This window comes from Brenneria roseae subsp. roseae (assembly GCF_003115845.1).
Classification (GTDB): Bacteria; Pseudomonadota; Gammaproteobacteria; order Enterobacterales; family Enterobacteriaceae; genus Brenneria; species Brenneria roseae.
In genome coordinates, this window is the sequence record NZ_KZ819035.1 from 13,768 (window position 1) to 31,809 (window position 18,042).

Annotated in this window: 17 protein-coding genes; 10 read left to right on the forward strand and 7 right to left on the reverse strand. The window is 53.4% G+C overall.

The annotated features are described in order from the left end of the window. Window positions 1–30: 30 nt before the first annotated feature. The 7 genes from proX to DDT52_RS16865 form a co-directional block, all read right to left on the reverse strand. Entirely contained in the window at window positions 31–1,032 is a 1,002-nt protein-coding gene (proX, locus tag DDT52_RS16835) for a glycine betaine/L-proline ABC transporter substrate-binding protein ProX (RefSeq protein WP_136157385.1), read from the reverse strand. A gap of 185 nt (window positions 1,033–1,217) precedes the next feature. After that, entirely contained in the window at window positions 1,218–2,447 is a 1,230-nt protein-coding gene (proW, locus tag DDT52_RS16840) for a glycine betaine/L-proline ABC transporter permease ProW (protein ID WP_136157386.1), read from the reverse strand. Further along, window positions 2,440–3,642, reverse strand: a complete 1,203-nt coding sequence (gene proV, locus DDT52_RS16845; protein ID WP_109055699.1) for a glycine betaine/L-proline ABC transporter ATP-binding protein ProV — start codon at window positions 3,640–3,642, stop codon at window positions 2,440–2,442. The genes proW and proV overlap by 8 nt, the downstream gene beginning before the upstream one ends. Before the next feature lie 754 nt (window positions 3,643–4,396). Then, the gene (gene hpxZ / locus DDT52_RS16850) at window positions 4,397–4,783 is read right to left on the reverse strand and encodes an oxalurate catabolism protein HpxZ (protein ID WP_109055700.1); all 387 of its coding nucleotides are present in this window, start codon (window positions 4,781–4,783) and stop codon (window positions 4,397–4,399) included. After that, window positions 4,783–6,186: an AtzE family amidohydrolase gene (locus DDT52_RS16855; protein ID WP_136157387.1), complete on the reverse strand. Its 1,404-nt coding sequence runs from the start codon at window positions 6,184–6,186 to the stop codon at window positions 4,783–4,785. The genes hpxZ and DDT52_RS16855 overlap by 1 nt, the downstream gene beginning before the upstream one ends. Next, window positions 6,183–6,380 (reverse strand): oxalurate catabolism protein HpxX, encoded by a 198-nt coding sequence (gene hpxX, locus DDT52_RS16860; RefSeq protein WP_136157388.1) that lies wholly within the window; start codon window positions 6,378–6,380, stop codon window positions 6,183–6,185. Before hpxX ends, DDT52_RS16855 begins: the two co-directional genes overlap by 4 nt. A 23-nt stretch (window positions 6,381–6,403) precedes the next feature. After that, window positions 6,404–7,990, reverse strand: coding sequence for a gamma-glutamyltransferase family protein (locus DDT52_RS16865; RefSeq protein ID WP_136157389.1), 1,587 nt, complete (start codon window positions 7,988–7,990; stop codon window positions 6,404–6,406). Window positions 7,991–8,295: 305 nt separating this feature from the next. On the opposite strand from DDT52_RS16865, the gene DDT52_RS16870 reads away from it, so the two are divergent. The 10 genes from DDT52_RS16870 to DDT52_RS16915 all read left to right on the forward strand — a co-directional run bounded on the left by DDT52_RS16870 (window position 8,296) and on the right by DDT52_RS16915 (window position 18,030). Further along, window positions 8,296–9,135, forward strand: coding sequence for a MurR/RpiR family transcriptional regulator (locus tag DDT52_RS16870; protein ID WP_136157390.1), 840 nt, complete (start codon window positions 8,296–8,298; stop codon window positions 9,133–9,135). A gap of 320 nt (window positions 9,136–9,455) precedes the next feature. Then, window positions 9,456–10,241 (forward strand): transporter substrate-binding domain-containing protein, encoded by a 786-nt coding sequence (locus DDT52_RS16875; protein ID WP_210732735.1) that lies wholly within the window; start codon window positions 9,456–9,458, stop codon window positions 10,239–10,241. A gap of 11 nt (window positions 10,242–10,252) precedes the next feature. Further along, window positions 10,253–10,921 (forward strand): amino acid ABC transporter permease, encoded by a 669-nt coding sequence (locus tag DDT52_RS16880; protein WP_136157392.1) that lies wholly within the window; start codon window positions 10,253–10,255, stop codon window positions 10,919–10,921. Continuing rightward, window positions 10,921–11,574, forward strand: a complete 654-nt coding sequence (locus DDT52_RS16885) for an amino acid ABC transporter permease (protein ID WP_136157470.1) — start codon at window positions 10,921–10,923, stop codon at window positions 11,572–11,574. Before DDT52_RS16880 ends, DDT52_RS16885 begins: the two co-directional genes overlap by 1 nt. Continuing rightward, window positions 11,555–12,298: an amino acid ABC transporter ATP-binding protein gene (locus DDT52_RS16890; protein WP_136157393.1), complete on the forward strand. Its 744-nt coding sequence runs from the start codon at window positions 11,555–11,557 to the stop codon at window positions 12,296–12,298. Before DDT52_RS16885 ends, DDT52_RS16890 begins: the two co-directional genes overlap by 20 nt. A gap of 121 nt (window positions 12,299–12,419) precedes the next feature. Continuing rightward, on the forward strand, window positions 12,420–13,664 hold the full coding sequence (locus DDT52_RS16895) for a pyridoxal-phosphate-dependent aminotransferase family protein (protein WP_136157394.1): 1,245 nt from the start codon (window positions 12,420–12,422) through the stop codon (window positions 13,662–13,664). Further along, a complete protein-coding gene (gene hpxK / locus DDT52_RS16900) occupies window positions 13,661–14,920 on the forward strand; it encodes an allantoate amidohydrolase (RefSeq protein ID WP_136157395.1) in 1,260 nt (419 codons plus the stop codon). The genes DDT52_RS16895 and hpxK overlap by 4 nt, the downstream gene beginning before the upstream one ends. Window positions 14,921–15,241: 321 nt before the next feature. Then, complete coding sequence (locus DDT52_RS16905) at window positions 15,242–15,598, forward strand: YdiL family protein (protein WP_136157396.1); 357 nt, start codon at window positions 15,242–15,244, stop codon at window positions 15,596–15,598. A 12-nt stretch (window positions 15,599–15,610) separates the two neighbouring features. Further along, window positions 15,611–16,174 (forward strand): shikimate kinase AroL, encoded by a 564-nt coding sequence (aroL, locus tag DDT52_RS16910; protein ID WP_136157397.1) that lies wholly within the window; start codon window positions 15,611–15,613, stop codon window positions 16,172–16,174. Window positions 16,175–16,803: 629 nt separating this feature from the next. Further along, a complete protein-coding gene (locus DDT52_RS16915) occupies window positions 16,804–18,030 on the forward strand; it encodes an MFS transporter (RefSeq protein WP_136157398.1) in 1,227 nt (408 codons plus the stop codon). Window positions 18,031–18,042 lie beyond the last annotated feature (12 nt).

Consider the following 18,042-nt stretch of genomic DNA (forward strand, 5'->3'; position numbering starts at 1 on the left):
GCTGTTCTGGTTTAGTGAATGAAAAATGGTTTACTTCGCCGCTTCAGCCGCGGTTTTTACCCACTCGTCAAACTGCTGCTGGTGGGCGTTGATCCAACCATCCACATGACGTTCAATATCCTGCTGAGAACCTTGTCCTTCGTGCATACGCAGGTTCTGCGCATTGATATCGGCCAGTGGTAATTTCATGATGGAGAACAGTTTTGCTGCCGCCGGATTCTTCTCCGCCCATTCTTTATTGGCCGCAATTTTCATGTTGTTGACCGAGAAACCATAGTCAGCGCCGTTAGGCAGTTTGGTACTGACGCCTTTCATTTCTCCCGGTTGAGAAGAGAAAGGCACCTGTAGCCAGACGACGTCGCGTCCCGGAACCAGCACATCGCTGACCCAGTACGGTGTCCAGGTGTAGTAAAGAATCGGTTTGCCTTCTTTATAGCGGGTAATGGTATCGGCGATCAGGGCCGCGTAGTTCCCCTGATTATGTTCGACGGTGTTAGTCAGACCATAGGCGCTGATATGGTTATTGATCGCGGCTTCACAGCCCCAGCCCGGATTACAGCCGGTCAGGTCGGCTTTACCATCACCATTGGTATCGAACAGTTTGGCGATTGCCGGATCTTTTAACTGTTCAATATTGGTGATCTTGTATTGTTCCGCCGTTTTTTTATCGATCAGGTAACCCTGTGCGGCGCCGGACACATATTCACCCTGACGGTAGAATTTGGCGTCGCCGCCAGCGGAAGCGTACATGTCAGACTGAAGCGGATCCCAGTTTACGGCGATAAATGTTGCGTCACCGGATGCAATCGAGGTGTAAGCGACGTTATAGTCCACTTCACGAATCGGTTGCACCTCATAACCCAGTTTTTCCAGCGCTCTGCTGACTAACAGCGTCTGGAACGTTTCTTCGGAAATGGTGCTTTGCACCGGAATGACTCTAACGCCTTTACCGGGTAGATCGTCGGCGGCGTAAAGCGATGTACTCAGTAGCGCGGTGGTCAGGGCGGCTGCCCAGATTTTGGTTTTACCCATGATGGTTCCCCTCTTTTCTGTGTTGTGTTTCATCTTTCAAGTTGCAGGTGTGCGGTGTTCGCCATGTTGTTTGCGTTTATCCGTGTTTAAACGGCCTGCAATGATTGATGCCTGATGGAACAGGCGCTGAGTCTGGTATTGGAGTTACCGGTTGTCTGTTGTCGTCAGACAACCGGCGTACGGTGTTACTGCTTGATGAAAGGGCGAATGATCAGGCCGATAGGGCCGAAGGTATACCAGCTTTTGTTGCCCTTGCTGCGTCTGTCACGGCCCAGTGATTGGGTCAGACGGTCGAGAATGATGGCCAGAATAACGATACCGACACCCCCGATGGCGGCCAGACCCATATCCAACCGACCGATGCCGCGCAGTACCATTTGGCCTAAACCGCCTACGGCGATCATAGAGGCAATCACCACCATCGACAGCGCCAGCATCAGCGTCTGGTTTACGCCCGCCATGATGGTCGGCATCGCCAGCGGTAACTGGACTTTAAATAGCATCTGACTCGGACTGGCCCCGAAAGATTCCGCGGCTTCAATCAAATCAGCCGGAACCTGGCGGATCCCCAGAATGGTCAGGCGAATAATGGGCGGCAGGGCAAAGATGATGGTCACCACCACGCCCGGGACATTACCGATACCGAACAGCATAACTATCGGCACCAGATAAACAAACGCAGGCGTTGTCTGCATCGCATCCAGCAAGGGGCGGATCACTCTGGCGGCGCGTTCGCTGCGAGCCAGCCAAATTCCCATTGGCAAGCCAATCAGTATGCAGAAGAACAGCGCCGTCAACACCAGCGCCAGCGTAATCATTGCCTGCGACCACGCGCCGATGGCCCCGATAGCGATCAGGGAAATCAAGGTGGCGGCGCCCATACCCAGACTGGATATCTGCCAGGCGAACAGCGAAAACACCAGAATGGCGATTGGGGCTGGCATACCAAGCAGCAACTGTTGAAAACCGCTCAGCACGAAATCGACGGGCACGCGCACGCCCTGAAACAGCGGCCTGAAATGCAGTACCAGCCAGTCGATGCCGTGGGTGACCCAGCTATCCAGCGGGATCAGCGTATCTCTGAACGGATCAAGTAAATTAAAGTGTTCAGGCGCCGCCGGGGCGGCGCTGTTCAACCAGTCGCTGCTTTGCTGCGCTGCGTCTGTCGGCGCACTGTTCCACGCATCCGCACTGGCGGGAGCATCCTGTGCCGGCGCGCTGGTGGACCAGGGATCGGTTTGAGGCGCCGCGTCCTGTCCTGCCGGCGGCTGATCGGTTGGTGCATCTTGTGTAGTGGCTGACCAGGGATCGCTCTGTGCTGCGGCACCATTCTGGCTCTGGTTTGCTGCCTGATCGGTGCCTTGTTCATGTTCGATGGTCGTGTTTTCCCACGGATTCGGTGTTGATTTACTCATTGGTCACTCCTTCCTTATCCAGCGCCTGTAGCAGCATTCCTTTGGAAATGATGCCAATGTACTCGTTGTTTTCACCGATGACCGGGACCGCGCAAGGGGCCTGTGCAACCTGAGAAATCAGTTCATTGAGCGACATATCCGCAGGCACCGGGGCCGGATCGGAAAGCAACGCCTGTTCCAGCGGCTGTTGCGCTTTCAATGCTTGTTTCAGAGAATCAATCGACACGATACCAATAAATTTTTGTCCGCGTTCCAGCACGTAGCCATAATCACGGTCTTCATCCTGCAAAATTTTCAGTGCGGAACGCGGTCCGACGCCGGGTGTTTTGCGGATAAGCGTAACCGGACGGCGGCGTGCGATATCCTTGGCGCTAAAGACGTGGCTGATATCCACACCACGGAAGAAGGTGCGAACGTAATCGTTGGCCGGATTATTCAGAATCTCATCTGGCGTCCCCACCTGAATGACTTCACCACCGTGCATGATGGCAATGCGGTCGCCGATGCGCATCGCTTCATCCAGATCGTGCGAAATGAAGACGATGGTGCGTTGGTTACGGGACTGGAGTTTGATTAACTCATCCTGCATTTCTGCACGGATCAGCGGGTCAAGTGCAGAGAATGCCTCATCCATCAGCAGGATATCCGGGTCGTTCGCCAGTGCGCGAGCCAGGCCAACGCGCTGACGCATCCCGCCGGAAAGTTCATCCGGATAGGAATTGGCATAGGTTTCGAGCCCGACCTGTTGCAGCGCGCTAAGCGCTTTCTGTTCACGCTCTGCTTTCGGTAAACCGGCGAGTTCCATGCCGAACGCCGTGTTGCTGAGGATGTTCAGATGCGGCATGAGCGCAAATGACTGGAATACCATACTGATTTTCTTGCGGCGTACGTCGCGCAACGCGGCGTCGGATATCTGGGAGATATCTTCACCATCAATCAGAACCTGACCTCGGGTCGGTTCTATCAGACGATTGAGAAGGCGTACCATGGTGGATTTACCGGAGCCGGATAATCCCATGATGACAAATATCTCGCCTTCTTCAATGGCCAGACTGGCATCTTTCACACCGATAGTGAGACCGGTTTTTTCAAATATCTGATCCTTGCTCAAACCTTTATCGATCAGCTTGAATGCGCGGTCAGGATGCTCGCCAAATACCTTGTAAAGGTTTTTTACTTCAAGTTTTATTGCCATGAAATGATTGTTTTCCTATGGTCGTTTATAATTCTATAACATCATCCTGGTAATGGTTGAACGCCGTCTACCCTACCATAATGAGATTCTGAGACAACCCCTTGCCGTCTGAATAACGGTGTGAAAGGAGGAATGATTAATGTGATTTTCATATCATTTTTCGCTTTTTGCTCTTATGGGTTTTTCTAATTTTATGATGCATTTATTTCATTTAAATTTCATATTTAACAATGGGTTGTGAGTTTTTATTTTTGCTATTTAAATAATTTATTTCTATCGTCGCTTGATCGTTGATTATTCTGGTATTTATCCGATGAATATAAATTTGAATAATCGATGATTATCGGGTTATAGGCACCACAATAGGACGATTTATGTGCGTAAATTATTGAGCAGATCGTCGCCATGCAGATTCAGTATAGCAAAAATATATGTTATGGCCGTTCGGGGTGATTGGGGGGCGTTGGGGTAGTGAAAAACGGTGATATTGAAATCGTTATATGGTGTGATTCAGTTAACAAAATATCTTCTGCATTGACACCGGTTATTCGTCAATATCTTGCTGTATGTAAGGAGATAATTTCCGGTTCTTGCTAGTCGATCTCAACGCTTATTTTCCCCGATAACCAGACAATATTACCGACGATGATCGAGGGGCGCCGGCGAGGCAGGCACGACGCCCATATCGTGTAATGGTGAGGCATCGTGGCTACCGGCGGTGTACGGAAGGGGAATAAATGAAAGGCGCGCAACGCTATTCGCTCATCAGGCTGACGTGTGCGGCAACGATGCGCCAGCCTTCCGGCATCTTCACCCAGGTTTGCATCTGTCGCCCGGTTTTTGCGCTGCCCTCCCGGCGAAACTCGGTGCTGGCCACTGCCATATGCTGTCCGTAAGTGGTGATAACCGTATTCTGCAACTGGCGATCCAGCCCGGCGGATGGGCGGGCCAGACGAAACGCCCGGATTTCATCGATCCCGTACAGGTTTTCTCCCGCACCATAGCGAACGGTTCGGGCATCGTGCCAGAACAACTCATCCAATACGTCGATGTCATTACCGGTCAGCGCTTTTTCATAACGATGGAAGGCGATAGTGACTTCAGCCAGTACATCGGGCTGATTAATATCATCGTGCAACATTAACGTGACTCCTGAGAAAAAGAACAAACCCGTGTGATGCCCTGTCGCTCCAGCGCCCGGGCGGCACGCAGACAGAGATCTTCACGCCACGGTGCGGCGATGAGCTGAACGCCTATCGGTAAGCCGTTGTCTGTCATGACCGGTACCGTCACGACGGGTAAGCCGACGAAGGAAATCGGCTGCGTCAGCATTCCCATGCTGGCACGCACCGGCAGATCGGCGCCGTTGATGTGCATCGTCTCTTGTCCAATCAGCGTAGCGGTTACCGGCGTGGCTGCTGCAATCAGCAGATCGGTATGTTCAAACAGGGAGAGAACCTGTTGGCGGAAATGATTGCGGAAACGCTGCGCCTGTACGTACCAGGCCGCCGGGATCATGGCGCCGGCCAACAGACGTTCGCGGGAAAGCGGCTCAAACAGCTCCGGACTTTCACGCAGAGCAGGGAGATAGTGATTGCCACCTTCGCTGGCAGACATGATGAAGGCCGCCGTCCGTGCCAGACCGGCGTCAGGTAAGGTGAGGCTGGCCTGCGCATCGAGGGCGCTGGCGATTTGCCGAACGGCGGTTTTTGCCTCGCGACTGCTCCACTCAGAGAAATACCCTGCCAGAACCGTGCTGCGCAGGCCGCGAACGCCTTCTTCCAACAGGGGAACAGAAGGCGATGGGGCACGCTCCGACTGAAAACGATCCGTACTGTCCTGCCCTTGCAATGCATCAAAAACCAGCGCCAGATCTTCAGCACTGCGCGCCAGTGGCCCAATATGATCGAGGCTGGCGACAAACGGCTGGCTGCCGCTGCGTGACAGGCGGCCGAAGGTGGGTTTCAGACCAAAAATTCCGCACAAAGAAGCCGGAACGCGAATGGAGCCATTGGTGTCGCTGCCCAGGGTAAAATTGACCAGACCTGCGGCAACCGCGGCGGCAGATCCACCAGATGAACCGCCGGCAACGCGCTGTCTGTCGATGGGATTGCGCGTGGCGCCGTAGTAACTGTTCTCGGTGGTAAAGCCGTAGGCGTAGGCGTCCATGTTCAGCATACCGGAGAGCAACGCGCCCTGACGGGTCAGCTGCTGTATGGCGAACGCATCCTGTGAGGCGGGCGGACGCTGACTGAATAACTGCGCGCCAGCCAGCGTGGTTTCCCCTTTGACATCAAAGAGATTTTTTACCGCATAGGGAACGCCTGCCAGTGGCGGCAAGGTTTCACCACGCAAGCGCCGCTGATCCAGATGGTCGGCCTCATCCAGCATGCGCTGGTGGGTGACCTGCGTATAGGCATTAATGTCAGGGTTGATATATTCAATGGTATCCAGCGTCTGCTGTGCAATTTCTCTGGCGGAAAACTCGCCTGCCAGTAGGCCCTGTCGGATCTGTTTAATGGACAGAACTTGCCGTTCACTCATAGCCGATACACTCCGGCGATTTCCTGTCGATCATCAAGCGGGAAATCCATCAACGGTTGCGCCATGGCATGAATGCGGCTGAACTGAACCAGCAGCTCCTGGCGCCGTTCATGGCTGAGCTGTAGCGACTGTAGTGTTTCCATTTGTTGCAGATAGACGGTCAGTACATCGTTATCGATGGGTTTGATTGACATTTTTTTTCTCCCTGCCAGTAAAACTAGAACCCGACGGCACTGCCGTTGCTGCGGGGATCGCTCGCCCCTTCCAGCATGCCGTTGGTATGACGGACGATCGCACCGGCATGGCCTACCGTTTCGCTGAAGCTGCCGAGTAGCTCGACGTCGTGGCCGAGTGCCCGCAGCGCATCAATGGTCGCGGGCTTGAAGCGATCTTCAAGTTTCAGCGTATCGGAGGATTGCCCCCAGGTTCTGCCCAGCAGCCAGCGCGGAGCGGTGATCGCCTGTTGCAGTGGCAATCCCTGAAGCACATGACGAATAAACAGCGCGGCCTGCGTCTGGGGTTGACCGTCGCCGCCCATTGAGCCGTAGATCATGGTGCGGCCATCGGACAGGCGCGCCGCTGCGGGATTGAGCGTGTGGAACGGCTGTTTGCCCGGTTCCAGCGCCAGCAGATGGTGTGGATCGAGGCTGAAAGAGGCCCCGCGATTTTGCCAGAGTACACCGGTGCCGGGCAGAACGATACCGCTGCCAAATTCATGATAAATGCTCTGGATGAAAGAGACGCAAAGCCCGCTGCTGTCACAGACGCCCATCCACACGGTGTCGCCGGGGCCTTTCCCCGAGCCCCACGGCGCCGCCTGACGGGTATTGATTTGTCGGGCCATCGCCCCGAGGGCGTTGGGATCCAGCAATGCCTGCACATCCTGCGTTATTTGTTTGGGATCGGTAATGAAACGATCGCGCAGACCGAAAGCCAGCTTGGTGGATTCGACGATACGATGGATCGTCTGGCTATCGCTTAAATCCGCCATCTCAAGATGATCGGTCAGACCGAGAATGGCGAGGGAAACCAGCCCCTGAGTCGGCGGCGCGAGGTTATAAATATCGCCCTTACTGTGTCTAAGGTGTAATGGCGCTGTGCGTCTGGCGCGATAGTTCGCCAGATCCTCGCCGGTCAGCGGCATACCCAGTTGAGCCATCTGGGCTGCAAAGCGTTCAGCCAGCGTTCCCCGATAAAAGCTGTCGAGCCCTTCCAGCGTCAGCAGCGTCAACGTATCAGCCAGATCGGGTTGGGTGAAACGACTGCCCGCACGGGGGATGGCGCCTTGAGGTGCAAAAATTCGGCTGAATTCCTGAAACTCAGCCAGTTCGTGGTAGTGCTGCGTCAGCGCATCTTCCTGAGATTGGGTGACTGGAATGCCGTCCGCGGCATAACGAATTGCGTCAGCAAGCAAGCGGGCGAGCGGCAAAGGGGCGCCGCCAAGCGCCTGTGAGAACATCAGCGCTTCCTGCCAGCCGCCGACCGTGCCGGCAACCGTCAGGGCGGCCCTGGGGCCGCGATGCGGGATGTGAGCGTCTCCCCGATAAAAGTCACGGCTGGCGAGAGAACCTGCCGCGCCGCTGGCATCAATGGCGACGGGCTCGCCTTGAGGAGGCAGAATTAACCAGAAGCCGTCACCGCCCAGACCATTCATATGCGGATACACCACGGCCATGGTCGCCGCCGCCGCCACGATGGCTTCGATGGCGTTGCCGCCTTCACGAAGGACCGCCTGCGCGCTGGCGCTGGCCAAATGATGGGGCGTTACGGCCATGCCCAGCGGCGCGGTATTACTTTGTATCATGCCGTTGTTCCTTTTCTCTGTTCGGCTGTAGGGGAGGAGGTTAAAACGGCCGCGCTATCATTTTCGGTTATCGCCGTTTTTGTTATGCATCGTGACGGGCCGTTTCACCCTCGCTGCTTCAACAGCATGCCCGTACCAATGCAGTAGTGCTTTTAAGCAAACGCTGTTCCAGTTTTTTCATCACCAATGTCTATGGAGATAAAAATAGCTTAGCTGTGTTATGTTTCGATGAAACAAATGGCGGAAATGAAACAAAAGTTGCAGACTGATCCCGTAGCGGACGGGCGGCAATGAGGGATAGGGTTATGAAACAGATTGACGAACGGCTACGAGGCCGTTACAGCGAACTTTCTCCTCAGGAGCAACGCGTTGCTGATTTTATTTTTGATCACTTTGATGATTTGATTAGCTATAACAGCGCCGAACTGGCGCGGCTCAGCGGGGTCTCTAAGGCTACCGTGAGTCGTTTATTCAAACGGCTTGGCTACCCCAGCTACCGTGAAATGCGTGAGGAACTGCGCACGCTACGTCAGAGTGGCATGCCGCTGGCGGATAACCGCGATGCGGTACAGGGGAATACCTTGCTGGCCCGGCATTACAAGCAGGAAATGGCGAATCTGACGCAGTGGATGCATCAAATTGATCCGGTACGGTTTGGGGCGGTGATTGAGTCGATGATGCAGGCTAAGCGTCTGTGTATTGTCGGTTTGCGCAATAGCTATCCGGTGGCGCTGCATCTGCGTCAGCAACTGGTGCAGATCCGTCAGCAGGTCATGCTGCTGGCTCAGCCGGGACAAACGCTATCGGAAGAATTGGTGGACTTAAACGCGCAGGATTTGGCGGTGGTGGTGGCGTTCCGACGCCGTCCGCGGCTTATCCAACCCTTACTGGCGCAGTTGCATCAACGTCAGATCCCGACACTTTTGCTCTGTGAGCCGCAGGCCAATGCGCTTTTACCGCTGGCAAACTGGTCCCTGTGCGCGCCGTTGGACAGCGTGTCCGCCTTTGATAGCTATGCCTCCGCCATGAGCCTGGTGAATCTGCTCAGTAACGCATTACTGCATGAAATGCTGCGTGATGGACGTCAGCGAATTCATCATATTGCCGATCTCTACATTGAACTGGATGAGCTGGAACAGCGATAACGGGGCACGGTAATGGTGCTTTTGCACTCTTTTGGTTCAATTTTCGGTCTATAGCTGCCAGGGCCGGCCTCTCATATACCGGGTTGAACGCCTGCTTTCTTTTGTCTTTTATTTCATGATTCAAGAACAAAAATGAAGTGATGGATGCGCCTCCCGTGACGTAAAAAGGGCTGAACTTACCTATACCCCCACGTGATTTTGATACTGGCATGTTCCTTGCTTTATTTTGCAACGATAGTTTCAGTATTTACTTTTAAAGAATCTTTCGTTTCAATATCACTTAACTGGGGGCAGACACGATGTTGATCAAAAAGCTGAGCATCAAAAAACATTTACTGGCAATGGCAGGCGCGGTGTTGTTAATGGCGCAGGCGGGCAGCGTAATGGCTGACCAATTACAGGACATTGAAAAACGCGGGGTGCTGCGAGTCGCCGTACCACAGGATTTCCCGCCATTTGGTTCTGTGGGAACGGATCTTCAGCCACAGGGCTATGACATCGATATCGCGCGCTATCTGGCGCAAGAGATGAAACTAAAGTTGCAACTGGTGCCCGTAACCAGCGCCAACCGGGTGCCTTATCTGCAAACCAATAAAGTGGATCTGGTGATTTCCAGCCTGGGAAAAAATGCTGAGCGGGAAAAAGTGATCGACTTCAGCCGGGCCTATGCACCGTTCTTCCTTGGCGTGTTTGGTCCGGCAGCCGGCGAAGTCAGTACGCCGGAAACGCTGAAGGATAAAAGCGTTGGCGTAACGCGCGGCGCGGTGGAAGACATGGTGTTAACGGAAATTGCACCGAAAGATGCGCAGATTAAGCGCTACGAAGATAACAACACCACGCTGTCCGCCTACCTGTCTGGTCAGGTGGAATATATCGCGACCGGTAATCTGGTGGTGGCGGCCATTGCCGAACAGAATCCCGCGAAGGCGCCGGTCGCGAAGTTCATGCTGAAAGATTCTCCGTGCTACATCGGCCTGAAAAAAGATGAATCCGCTCTGAAAGCCAAAGTCGATGCGTTGATTGAGCAGGCGTTGAAAGACAATACGCTCAATAGCCTGTCTGAAAAATGGCTGAAAGCGCCGTTGCCAGACAGCATCAAGGCATAAGGGAGGGCGCCATGACCTATCAGCTTAATTTTGCCGCGCTGTGGCCGTTCTGGCCGGAACTGCTGGCGGGGTTGTGGGTGACCATTGAGCTGACGGTGATGGCAACCATCGGCGGTATTGCTATCGGTATCTGTGGTGCGGCGTTGCGCAGTGGCAAGCCCACCCTGCCGGGCAAACTGTGGGGTATCTATGTTGAATTGATACGGAACACGCCGTTTGTGGTGCAACTGTTTTTTATCGTGTTTGGTTTGCCGAGCCTGGGGTGGAAGCTGACCGCCGGCGAGGCCGCGTTACTGGCGATGTTGATTAACCTGGGCGCCTACAGCACGGAAATTATTCGCGCTGGTATTCAGGTGACGCCCAAAGGCCAGTGGGAAGCCGCCCGGGTGCTTGGGTTGACGCGCAGCCAGACATTTTTACGGGTCATTCTGCCGCCGTCATTACAGCGGATTTATCCGGCGCTGGTGAGCCAGTGCATCATCGTGATGCTGGGATCGTCGGTGGTATCACAGGTCTCCTATGAGGAACTGACCTTTGCCGCCAACCTGATTCAGTCACGGACTTTTTTAAGTTTTGAGGTGTATCTGGTGACCACGCTGTGTTATCTGGCGCTGTCCATCCTGATGCGCCAACTGTTACTGCTGGCGGGCCGGCGCTTTCTGGGGACTCCGCAACGATGATGACATTCACTGACTGGGATATTGTCCGCAATCTGCTGCTGGCGGCGCGCTGGACGCTTTTGCTGTCGCTGACGGCATTTATTGGCGGTGCGGTGGTGACGTTTCCGCTGATGCTGCTGCGGTTGACCCGGCGCAAATGGCCGACGCGGCTTATCCGGATTTATTCCGAGCTGTTTCAGGGCACGCCGCTGCTGATGCAATTGTTTCTCGCGTTTTTCGGGCTGGCGTTGTTCGGTATCGATGTCAGCCCGTGGACGGCCGCCGCGCTGGCGCTGACATTATTTACCAGCGCCTTTCTGGTGGATATCTGGTGCGGCAGTGTGGAAGCGTTGCCGAAAGGGCAATGGGAAGCGTCGCGCTGTCTGGGATTGAACTTTGGACAAACGCTCTATCGGGTGATTGCGCCACAGGCGATGCGTATCGCCATCGCGCCAACGGTGGGGTTTTCCGTACAGGTGATTAAGGGCACGGCACTGGCGTCCATTATCGGTTTTATCGAACTGACGAAGGCGGGAACCATGTTGAATAACGTGACTTACCAGCCCTTCAAGGTTTTTGGTCTGGTGGCGCTCGGCTATTTCCTGATGTGTTACCCGCTTTCCTATTACAGCCGCTATCTGGAGAAGAAATTCAATGCCGCTCATCACCATTAATCAGGTACAGAAGTATTACGGTCAGAACCATGTCCTGAAAGGGGTCGATCTGGATATTGAAATGGGCGAAGTCATTTCGATTATCGGCCGCAGCGGTTCTGGCAAAAGCACCTTACTGCGCTGTATGAACGGCCTTGAGGGGTATCAGGAAGGCAGTATCAAACTGGGGGGCATGACGGTGACGGACCGCGATTCGCAGGCGCGCGAGATCAGCCGCTCCGTCGGCATGGTGTTCCAGAATTTCAACCTGTTCCCGCATATGACGGCGCTGGAAAACGTGATGCTGGCGCCGCGCCGCGTGCTGAAGAAAAGCGAGGCGGAATGCCGTGAACTGGGCGAGCAGGTGTTGAACAAAGTGGGGCTGGGCGAGCGGATAAACTATTACCCGGCCAATCTGTCCGGCGGTCAGCAGCAGCGCGTGGCGATTGCGCGGGCGCTGGCGATGAATCCGAAAGTGTTGCTGTGCGATGAAATCACCTCCGCGCTGGATCCTGAACTGGTGGGCGAAGTGCTGAAAGTGCTGGAGCAGCTTGCCGCGGAAGGCATGACGCTGATTCTGGTCACCCATGAAATGAACTTTGCCCGGGAGGTCGGCGATCGGGTGGTGTTTATGCATCAGGGCAAAGTCTGGGAACAGGGCGACAGTAAAACGCTATTCGCCAACCCACAGACCGCTGAACTTAAGCAGTTTATCGCGTCGGTCAGAGGATTATCTGAAGCGTAATCCTTTTCTTTGTTTTGATGTCGGGCGCGTTCATGCGTTGACAGAGAAATATTGATTTTAATCGCGCACGAAATGATCCCATCAGCTAACCAGTAACGTAAAAAGTTTGGAGCAAACCATAATGAACAATGAACTGTTCGCCCAGATCAATCCCCCTCATCGCCTGCTGATGGGGCCGGGCCCCATCAACGCCGATCCGCGCGTGTTACGGGCGATGGCCAGTCAGTTGATTGGTCAGTACGACCCGGCGATGACCAACTATATGAATCAGGTGATGACGCTTTACCGTCAGCTATTCCGCAGCAATAACCGCTGGACGATGCTGGTGGATGGCACGTCGCGGGCCGGGATTGAAGCGGTTCTGCTGTCGGCCATCCGTCCCGGTGACAAAGTATTGGTGCCGGTGTTTGGGCGTTTTGGTCATCTGCTATGTGAAATCGCCCGTCGTTGCCGCGCCGACGTGCATACCATTGAGGTGCCATGGGGTGAGGTTTTCAGCCCCGGACAGATAGAAGATGCGATTAAAACGGTCCGCCCGCGCATCTTGCTGACGGTTCAGGGCGATACGTCCACCACGATGCTGCAACCGCTGGCGGAACTTGGCGATATCTGCCGTCGTCACGGCGTGCTGTTTTATACCGATGCCACCGCCTCGTTTGGCGGAAACGCGCTGGAAACGGATGCCTGGGGGCTGGATGCGGTATCGGCCGGGCTACAGAAATGTCTGGGCGGGCCGTCCGGCAGCTCGCCCATTACGCTCAGTCCGCAGATGGAAGCGGCGATCCGCCGTCGCAAATGCGTCGAACAGGGAATTCGTACCGATGTCCATCAGGATGGCGATGAAGAAATGATCTATTCCAACTATTTCGATCTCGGCATGGTGATGGACTACTGGGGGCCGGAGCGTCTGAACCACCACACGGAAGCCACCAGTATGCTGTTCGCCGCTCGCGAATGCGCCCGTATTATTCTGGAAGAAGGATTGGATCAATGCATTGCCCGTCACGAATTGCACGGTAAAGCGCTGGTCGCCGGTATTCAGGGGATGGGGCTGCACACCTTTGGCGATCTCAATCACAAGATGAATAACGTACTGGGCGTGGTGATCCCTGACGGGATCCACGGCGAACAAGTTCGTAAAATCTTACTGGATGACTTTGCGATTGAAATCGGCACCTCATTTGGGCCGCTACAGGGAAAAATCTGGCGTATCGGCACGATGGGCTATAACGCCCGTAAAGATTGCGTGATGCAAACGCTGAGCGCACTGGAAGCGGTGCTGAACCGACTGGGCTTCCGTTCTGTTCAGGGCGCGGCGCTACAGGCGGCCTGGGATTGCTATGCCGGCGATGAGGGGCGTGCATGAGTCATGCCCTGATGTCGGCGTCCGTTGCCTTTACCGCAGCGGAACGGATTATGGCGCGTTGCGACGCGCTGGCGGAAATCAGTGAAACCGCTGGTCAGCTTACCCGGGTGTATTTGTCCGCGGAGCATTTGCGGGCCAACGCGCTGGTGGGAGAGTGGATGCGCGAAGCCGGCATGCATGTCTGGCAAGACAGCGTCGGCAGCATTTGTGGCCGTTATGAAGGGCTTCAGCCGAATGCTTCTGCGCTGCTGATGGGGTCGCATCTTGATACGGTGCGTAATGCCGGACGGTATGACGGTATGCTCGGGGTGTTAACCGCCATTGAAACCGTGCGTTTTCTGCATCAACGGCAGATTCGCCTGCCGGTGGCGCTGGAAATTGTCGGATTTGGTGATGAAGAGGGCACCCGATTTGGCATTACCTTATTGGGCAGCCGTGGCCTGACGGGCACCTGGCCGGATAACTGGCTGGGTTGTCAGGATAGTCAAGGCATCACCGTTGCGCAGGCGCTGGACGCCGCAGGGTTGGATTGCACAGCGATTGCGCAGGCGGCGCGCCCGGTAAGCGATATTGTCGCCTATCTGGAACTGCATATTGAGCAGGGGCCTTGTCTGGAGCAGGAAGATCTGGCGTTAGGCGTCGTGACCGCGATTAACGGCGCCCGGCGGCTGAACTGCACCTTTAAGGGATTGGCCGGACATGCGGGGACGGTGCCGATGGCGCAGCGTCGGGATGCGTTGGCGGCGGCGGCAAGCTGGATGGTACAGGCAGAAACGCTGACTAAAGAAAGCGATCCTTATCTGGTTGCGACTTTCGGGACGTTACAGTGTTTGCCGGGCGCCGCCAATGTGATCCCCGGAGAAGTGAGATTAACGTTGGACATTCGCGGCCCGGAAGATGCGATACTGGATACGTTATTGCAACGCCTGTTGGTTTTGGCAAATGAGATTGCCCGCCAGCGCGGATGCCAGTTTGAGGCGGAGGAATATTATCGGATCGCGGCGACCCGCTGTGATCCCGTATTGCAACAGCGTTTGAGTGAGGCGGTGGTTCAGGTTCAGGGACGTAACCTGCTGTTGCCGAGCGGTGCGGGACATGACGCCATCGCCATCGCCGAACGCTGGCCGGTCGCCATGTTATTTGTGCGCTGTCGGAAAGGCGTGAGCCATCATCCTGATGAGTCGGTGATGACGGAGGATGTCGCGCTGGCGTTAAGGGCGTTGGGAAATATGGTACTGACGTATCGGAATAGGTAATGCGCCCGGTCTGTTTGTCCCCCGCCGTTTACCTGGGCAGGTACGGCGGGATGAGTGTATGTCATGCCGAAAAGAAATTAGATTAGCGTTGATGCCGTTTTACGTATCGCTTTCATGGTATGTCATATTCGAGCGCGCGCGATTCCCTTCCTCAATCCAAACATCTTTATGCTTTCCGATTTCCATTTTAAGGCGATAATCTTGAATTTCTTATCATCGCCGGCTCATTCCACATTATTGTGATAATGATCATACCGTCAGGGGAATCAGAATGCTATTTAGTCATCAATTCATCCAAATCATTCCTGGAGTCATCGTATTATGAACCATTTGGAACTACAGGCTCTACGTCAGCTTTTTTTTATGAGTATCGATGAAGCGGCAAATTATATTGCAGGCGATAAAAATACGGAAATGTGGCAGCGATGGGAAAAGGGCGAACAAGACATTCCTCCCTCTGTGATTGAAACCCTGACATTGATGAACAAAAAGCGAAAGGAAAGGATCAATGCCATCATTGAAAAAATAAATAACCGTATCGGGAATAACACCATGCGTTTTTTCCCCGACTATGATGCGTTTCGTTCCGTCTATACCGAAGGGGATTATTTAGAGTGGAAGATATATCAATCCGTGGCGACCGAACTCTATTCTCATAATCTGGAACGATTGTGCTAAAAGGATGAATTCATGATCAATACCATCATACTTGTCGGCCCTCGAGCGTCAGGTAAAACAACGGTAGGAAAGATTTTGGCAGCCCATTTGAAACTGGATTTCATCGATACGGATGAAGTCGTCCAGAAAAAAACCAACAAGACGATCGCGCAAATTGTCGATGAGCAGGGGTGGGATAACTTTCGGATGATTGAAGGCCAGATATTGAAAGAGGTCACGCTCGCTGGCTGCATCATCGCCACGGGCGGCGGCATGGTGATATCACAGGAAAATCGTAATCATATGAAAAACCGAGGTATCGTTTTTTATCTCTCAACCTCTGCCGAGACGGTGGTTAGCCGATTGAAGTCGAACCCGGCCGTGAGTCAACGTCCTTCCCTGACAGGGTTGTCGATTACCGAGGAGATTACCGGCATTATCAAAATGCGCGATCCACTCTATCAGGAAACGGCCCATTTTGTGATTGATGCGAATAACGAAAAAGAGCGGGTCGCACAAGAAATAGATGCCATTTATCACGCTTTGCTAAAAGATGCCGCTAACGACGCCATGGCGATACCTCCGTTAACGGAATAAGTTCATTCTCTGGCATGAACCTTATGACAGGCAGATCACGTCCTCGATTGCCGGAGCGTATCGGTAAATCGAGGCGGTTTATCCCCCTCCGTTTTATAGCGTGACCCATGTCATAAAAAATTAATAATATGTATCCTTTCTCACAAATTTAAAAAAATAATCATGTCGTAACATCTTGAGTATCGGTGACACGCTTATTTTTTTATGCATAGATGGTGCATTTAATATTGCGATCATATTGATAAGCTGATATTGCAAAGCGTGCCTCTTTGTTAACTCTCTCTCGTACATGTTGCAAGTGCGTTATTAACGTATTGAGGGAGAAGTAAATGGAAATGCCATCATAAAAAGATAATGAATAGAAACCATATTTATAAGATTTGTCTATAGAAGCAATCTATGAATTACTTTTAAAAAATGAATTATTTATTTTTGATGAGAATTGTTAGCATCGATAATACATTAATAATCTATTCCATCAGTGTTATTTGACTTGCCATATTGAATCTGCCGGTTTTTCAACAAGGTGTACATAATGCCGCGCCAAGGGGCCAGGCTTTTTGAAATCAGAGCAGGAAAGGAAATACCAACCGACGCTATTAAAAGATCCTTTTCTGAAAAGGTTTTATATGAAAAACAATTACATACCAACATCTGTCGGGCTGTATATCAATTATCTGGTTCACGGCATGGGCGTCATATTGATCAGTTTGAATATGCCTCATCTACAGCAACAGTGGCAAACTGACGCTGCCGGCGTATCGGTCGTTATTTCTTCATTGGGGATTGGCCGGCTGAGTATTCTGCTGGTGGCCGGCATGCTTTCCGATCGTTTTGGCCGGAAGCCCTTTGTCTATCTGGGAATGGTCTGCTATCTGGGGTTCTTTCTGGGCATTCTTAGTACGCAAAGTATCGCCGTCGCCTACTGTTTCGGTTTTCTGGCGGGCATGTCAAACAGCTTCCTCGACTCCGGCACCTATCCGACATTAATGGAGGCGTTTCCCAATACCCCCAGTACGGCCAATATCCTCATCAAGGCGTTTGTTTCCGGCGGTCAGTTCATTTTACCGATGATAATCAGCGTATTGGTCTGGCTCGACGTCTGGTTCGGCTGGTCGTTTCTGATTGCCGCCGGCATGATGTTTCTGAACGGGATCTACCTGTTTAGATGTCCTTTCCCTCCTCATGACTCTCTTGCCAGGGCAAAGAAGGTGGTACCGAGTGTCGGTGATGAACCGCCCGTGTCCAAAGATCAGTCGTGCTCAATGTTAGACCTCGCCAGTTTTACATTTTATGGCTACATTTCCATGGCCACGTTCTATCTCATCAGCCAGTGGCTGGCGCAGTACGGGCAGTTTGTAGTGGGGATGCCTTATACGATGTCGATCAAGCTACTGAGTATTTATACCGCGGGTTCTTTGCTGTGTGTTCTGATCACGGCGGGTCTGGTGAAGAAGACTGTTAGTTCGACCACGCTGCTGATGCTCTATACGTTTGTATCCTTCATCGCGTTGTTGACCGTGTGTTTGCATCCCACGGTGACGACCGTGATTGTTTTTGCCTTTGTGATTGGCTTTTCTGCCGCAGGCGGCGTTATGCAGCTGGGCCTGACGCTGATGGCAATGCGTTTTCCTCATGCCAAAGGGAAGGCCACCGCTATTTTTTATAGCGCGGGCAGTCTGGCTACATTCACCATTCCGTTGATCACCGCCAAACTTTCGCAGACCAGTATCGCCAGCATTATGTGGTTTGATACTGGTCTTGCGGCCGCCGGTTTCCTGACGGCGTTGTTTATTGGCTATCGCAGCATAAAGGCGCGTCGCTGTACGATAAAGATGAATCAGATTCAGGTATGAGGCGGAATGACC

Bases quoted from the DNA above. Each gene is read 5' to 3' on its own strand.
- proX (WP_136157385.1), bottom strand. From the start codon at position 1,032: ATGGGTAAAACCAAAATCTGGGCAGCCGCCCTGACCACCGCGCTACTG.
- proW (WP_136157386.1), bottom strand. From the start codon at position 2,447: ATGAGTAAATCAACACCGAATCCGTGGGAAAACACGACCATCGAACAT.
- proV (WP_109055699.1), bottom strand. From the start codon at position 3,642: ATGGCAATAAAACTTGAAGTAAAAAACCTTTACAAGGTATTTGGCGAG.
- hpxZ (WP_109055700.1), bottom strand. From the start codon at position 4,783: ATGTTGCACGATGATATTAATCAGCCCGATGTACTGGCTGAAGTCACT.
- DDT52_RS16855 (WP_136157387.1), bottom strand. From the start codon at position 6,186: ATGAGTGAACGGCAAGTTCTGTCCATTAAACAGATCCGACAGGGCCTA.
- hpxX (WP_136157388.1), bottom strand. From the start codon at position 6,380: ATGTCAATCAAACCCATCGATAACGATGTACTGACCGTCTATCTGCAA.
- DDT52_RS16865 (WP_136157389.1), bottom strand. From the start codon at position 7,990: ATGATACAAAGTAATACCGCGCCGCTGGGCATGGCCGTAACGCCCCAT.
- DDT52_RS16870 (WP_136157390.1), top strand. From the start codon at position 8,296: ATGAAACAGATTGACGAACGGCTACGAGGCCGTTACAGCGAACTTTCT.
- DDT52_RS16880 (WP_136157392.1), top strand. From the start codon at position 10,253: ATGACCTATCAGCTTAATTTTGCCGCGCTGTGGCCGTTCTGGCCGGAA.
- DDT52_RS16885 (WP_136157470.1), top strand. From the start codon at position 10,921: ATGACATTCACTGACTGGGATATTGTCCGCAATCTGCTGCTGGCGGCG.
- DDT52_RS16890 (WP_136157393.1), top strand. From the start codon at position 11,555: ATGCCGCTCATCACCATTAATCAGGTACAGAAGTATTACGGTCAGAAC.
- DDT52_RS16895 (WP_136157394.1), top strand. From the start codon at position 12,420: ATGAACAATGAACTGTTCGCCCAGATCAATCCCCCTCATCGCCTGCTG.
- hpxK (WP_136157395.1), top strand. From the start codon at position 13,661: ATGAGTCATGCCCTGATGTCGGCGTCCGTTGCCTTTACCGCAGCGGAA.
- DDT52_RS16905 (WP_136157396.1), top strand. From the start codon at position 15,242: ATGAACCATTTGGAACTACAGGCTCTACGTCAGCTTTTTTTTATGAGT.
- aroL (WP_136157397.1), top strand. From the start codon at position 15,611: ATGATCAATACCATCATACTTGTCGGCCCTCGAGCGTCAGGTAAAACA.
- DDT52_RS16915 (WP_136157398.1), top strand. From the start codon at position 16,804: ATGAAAAACAATTACATACCAACATCTGTCGGGCTGTATATCAATTAT.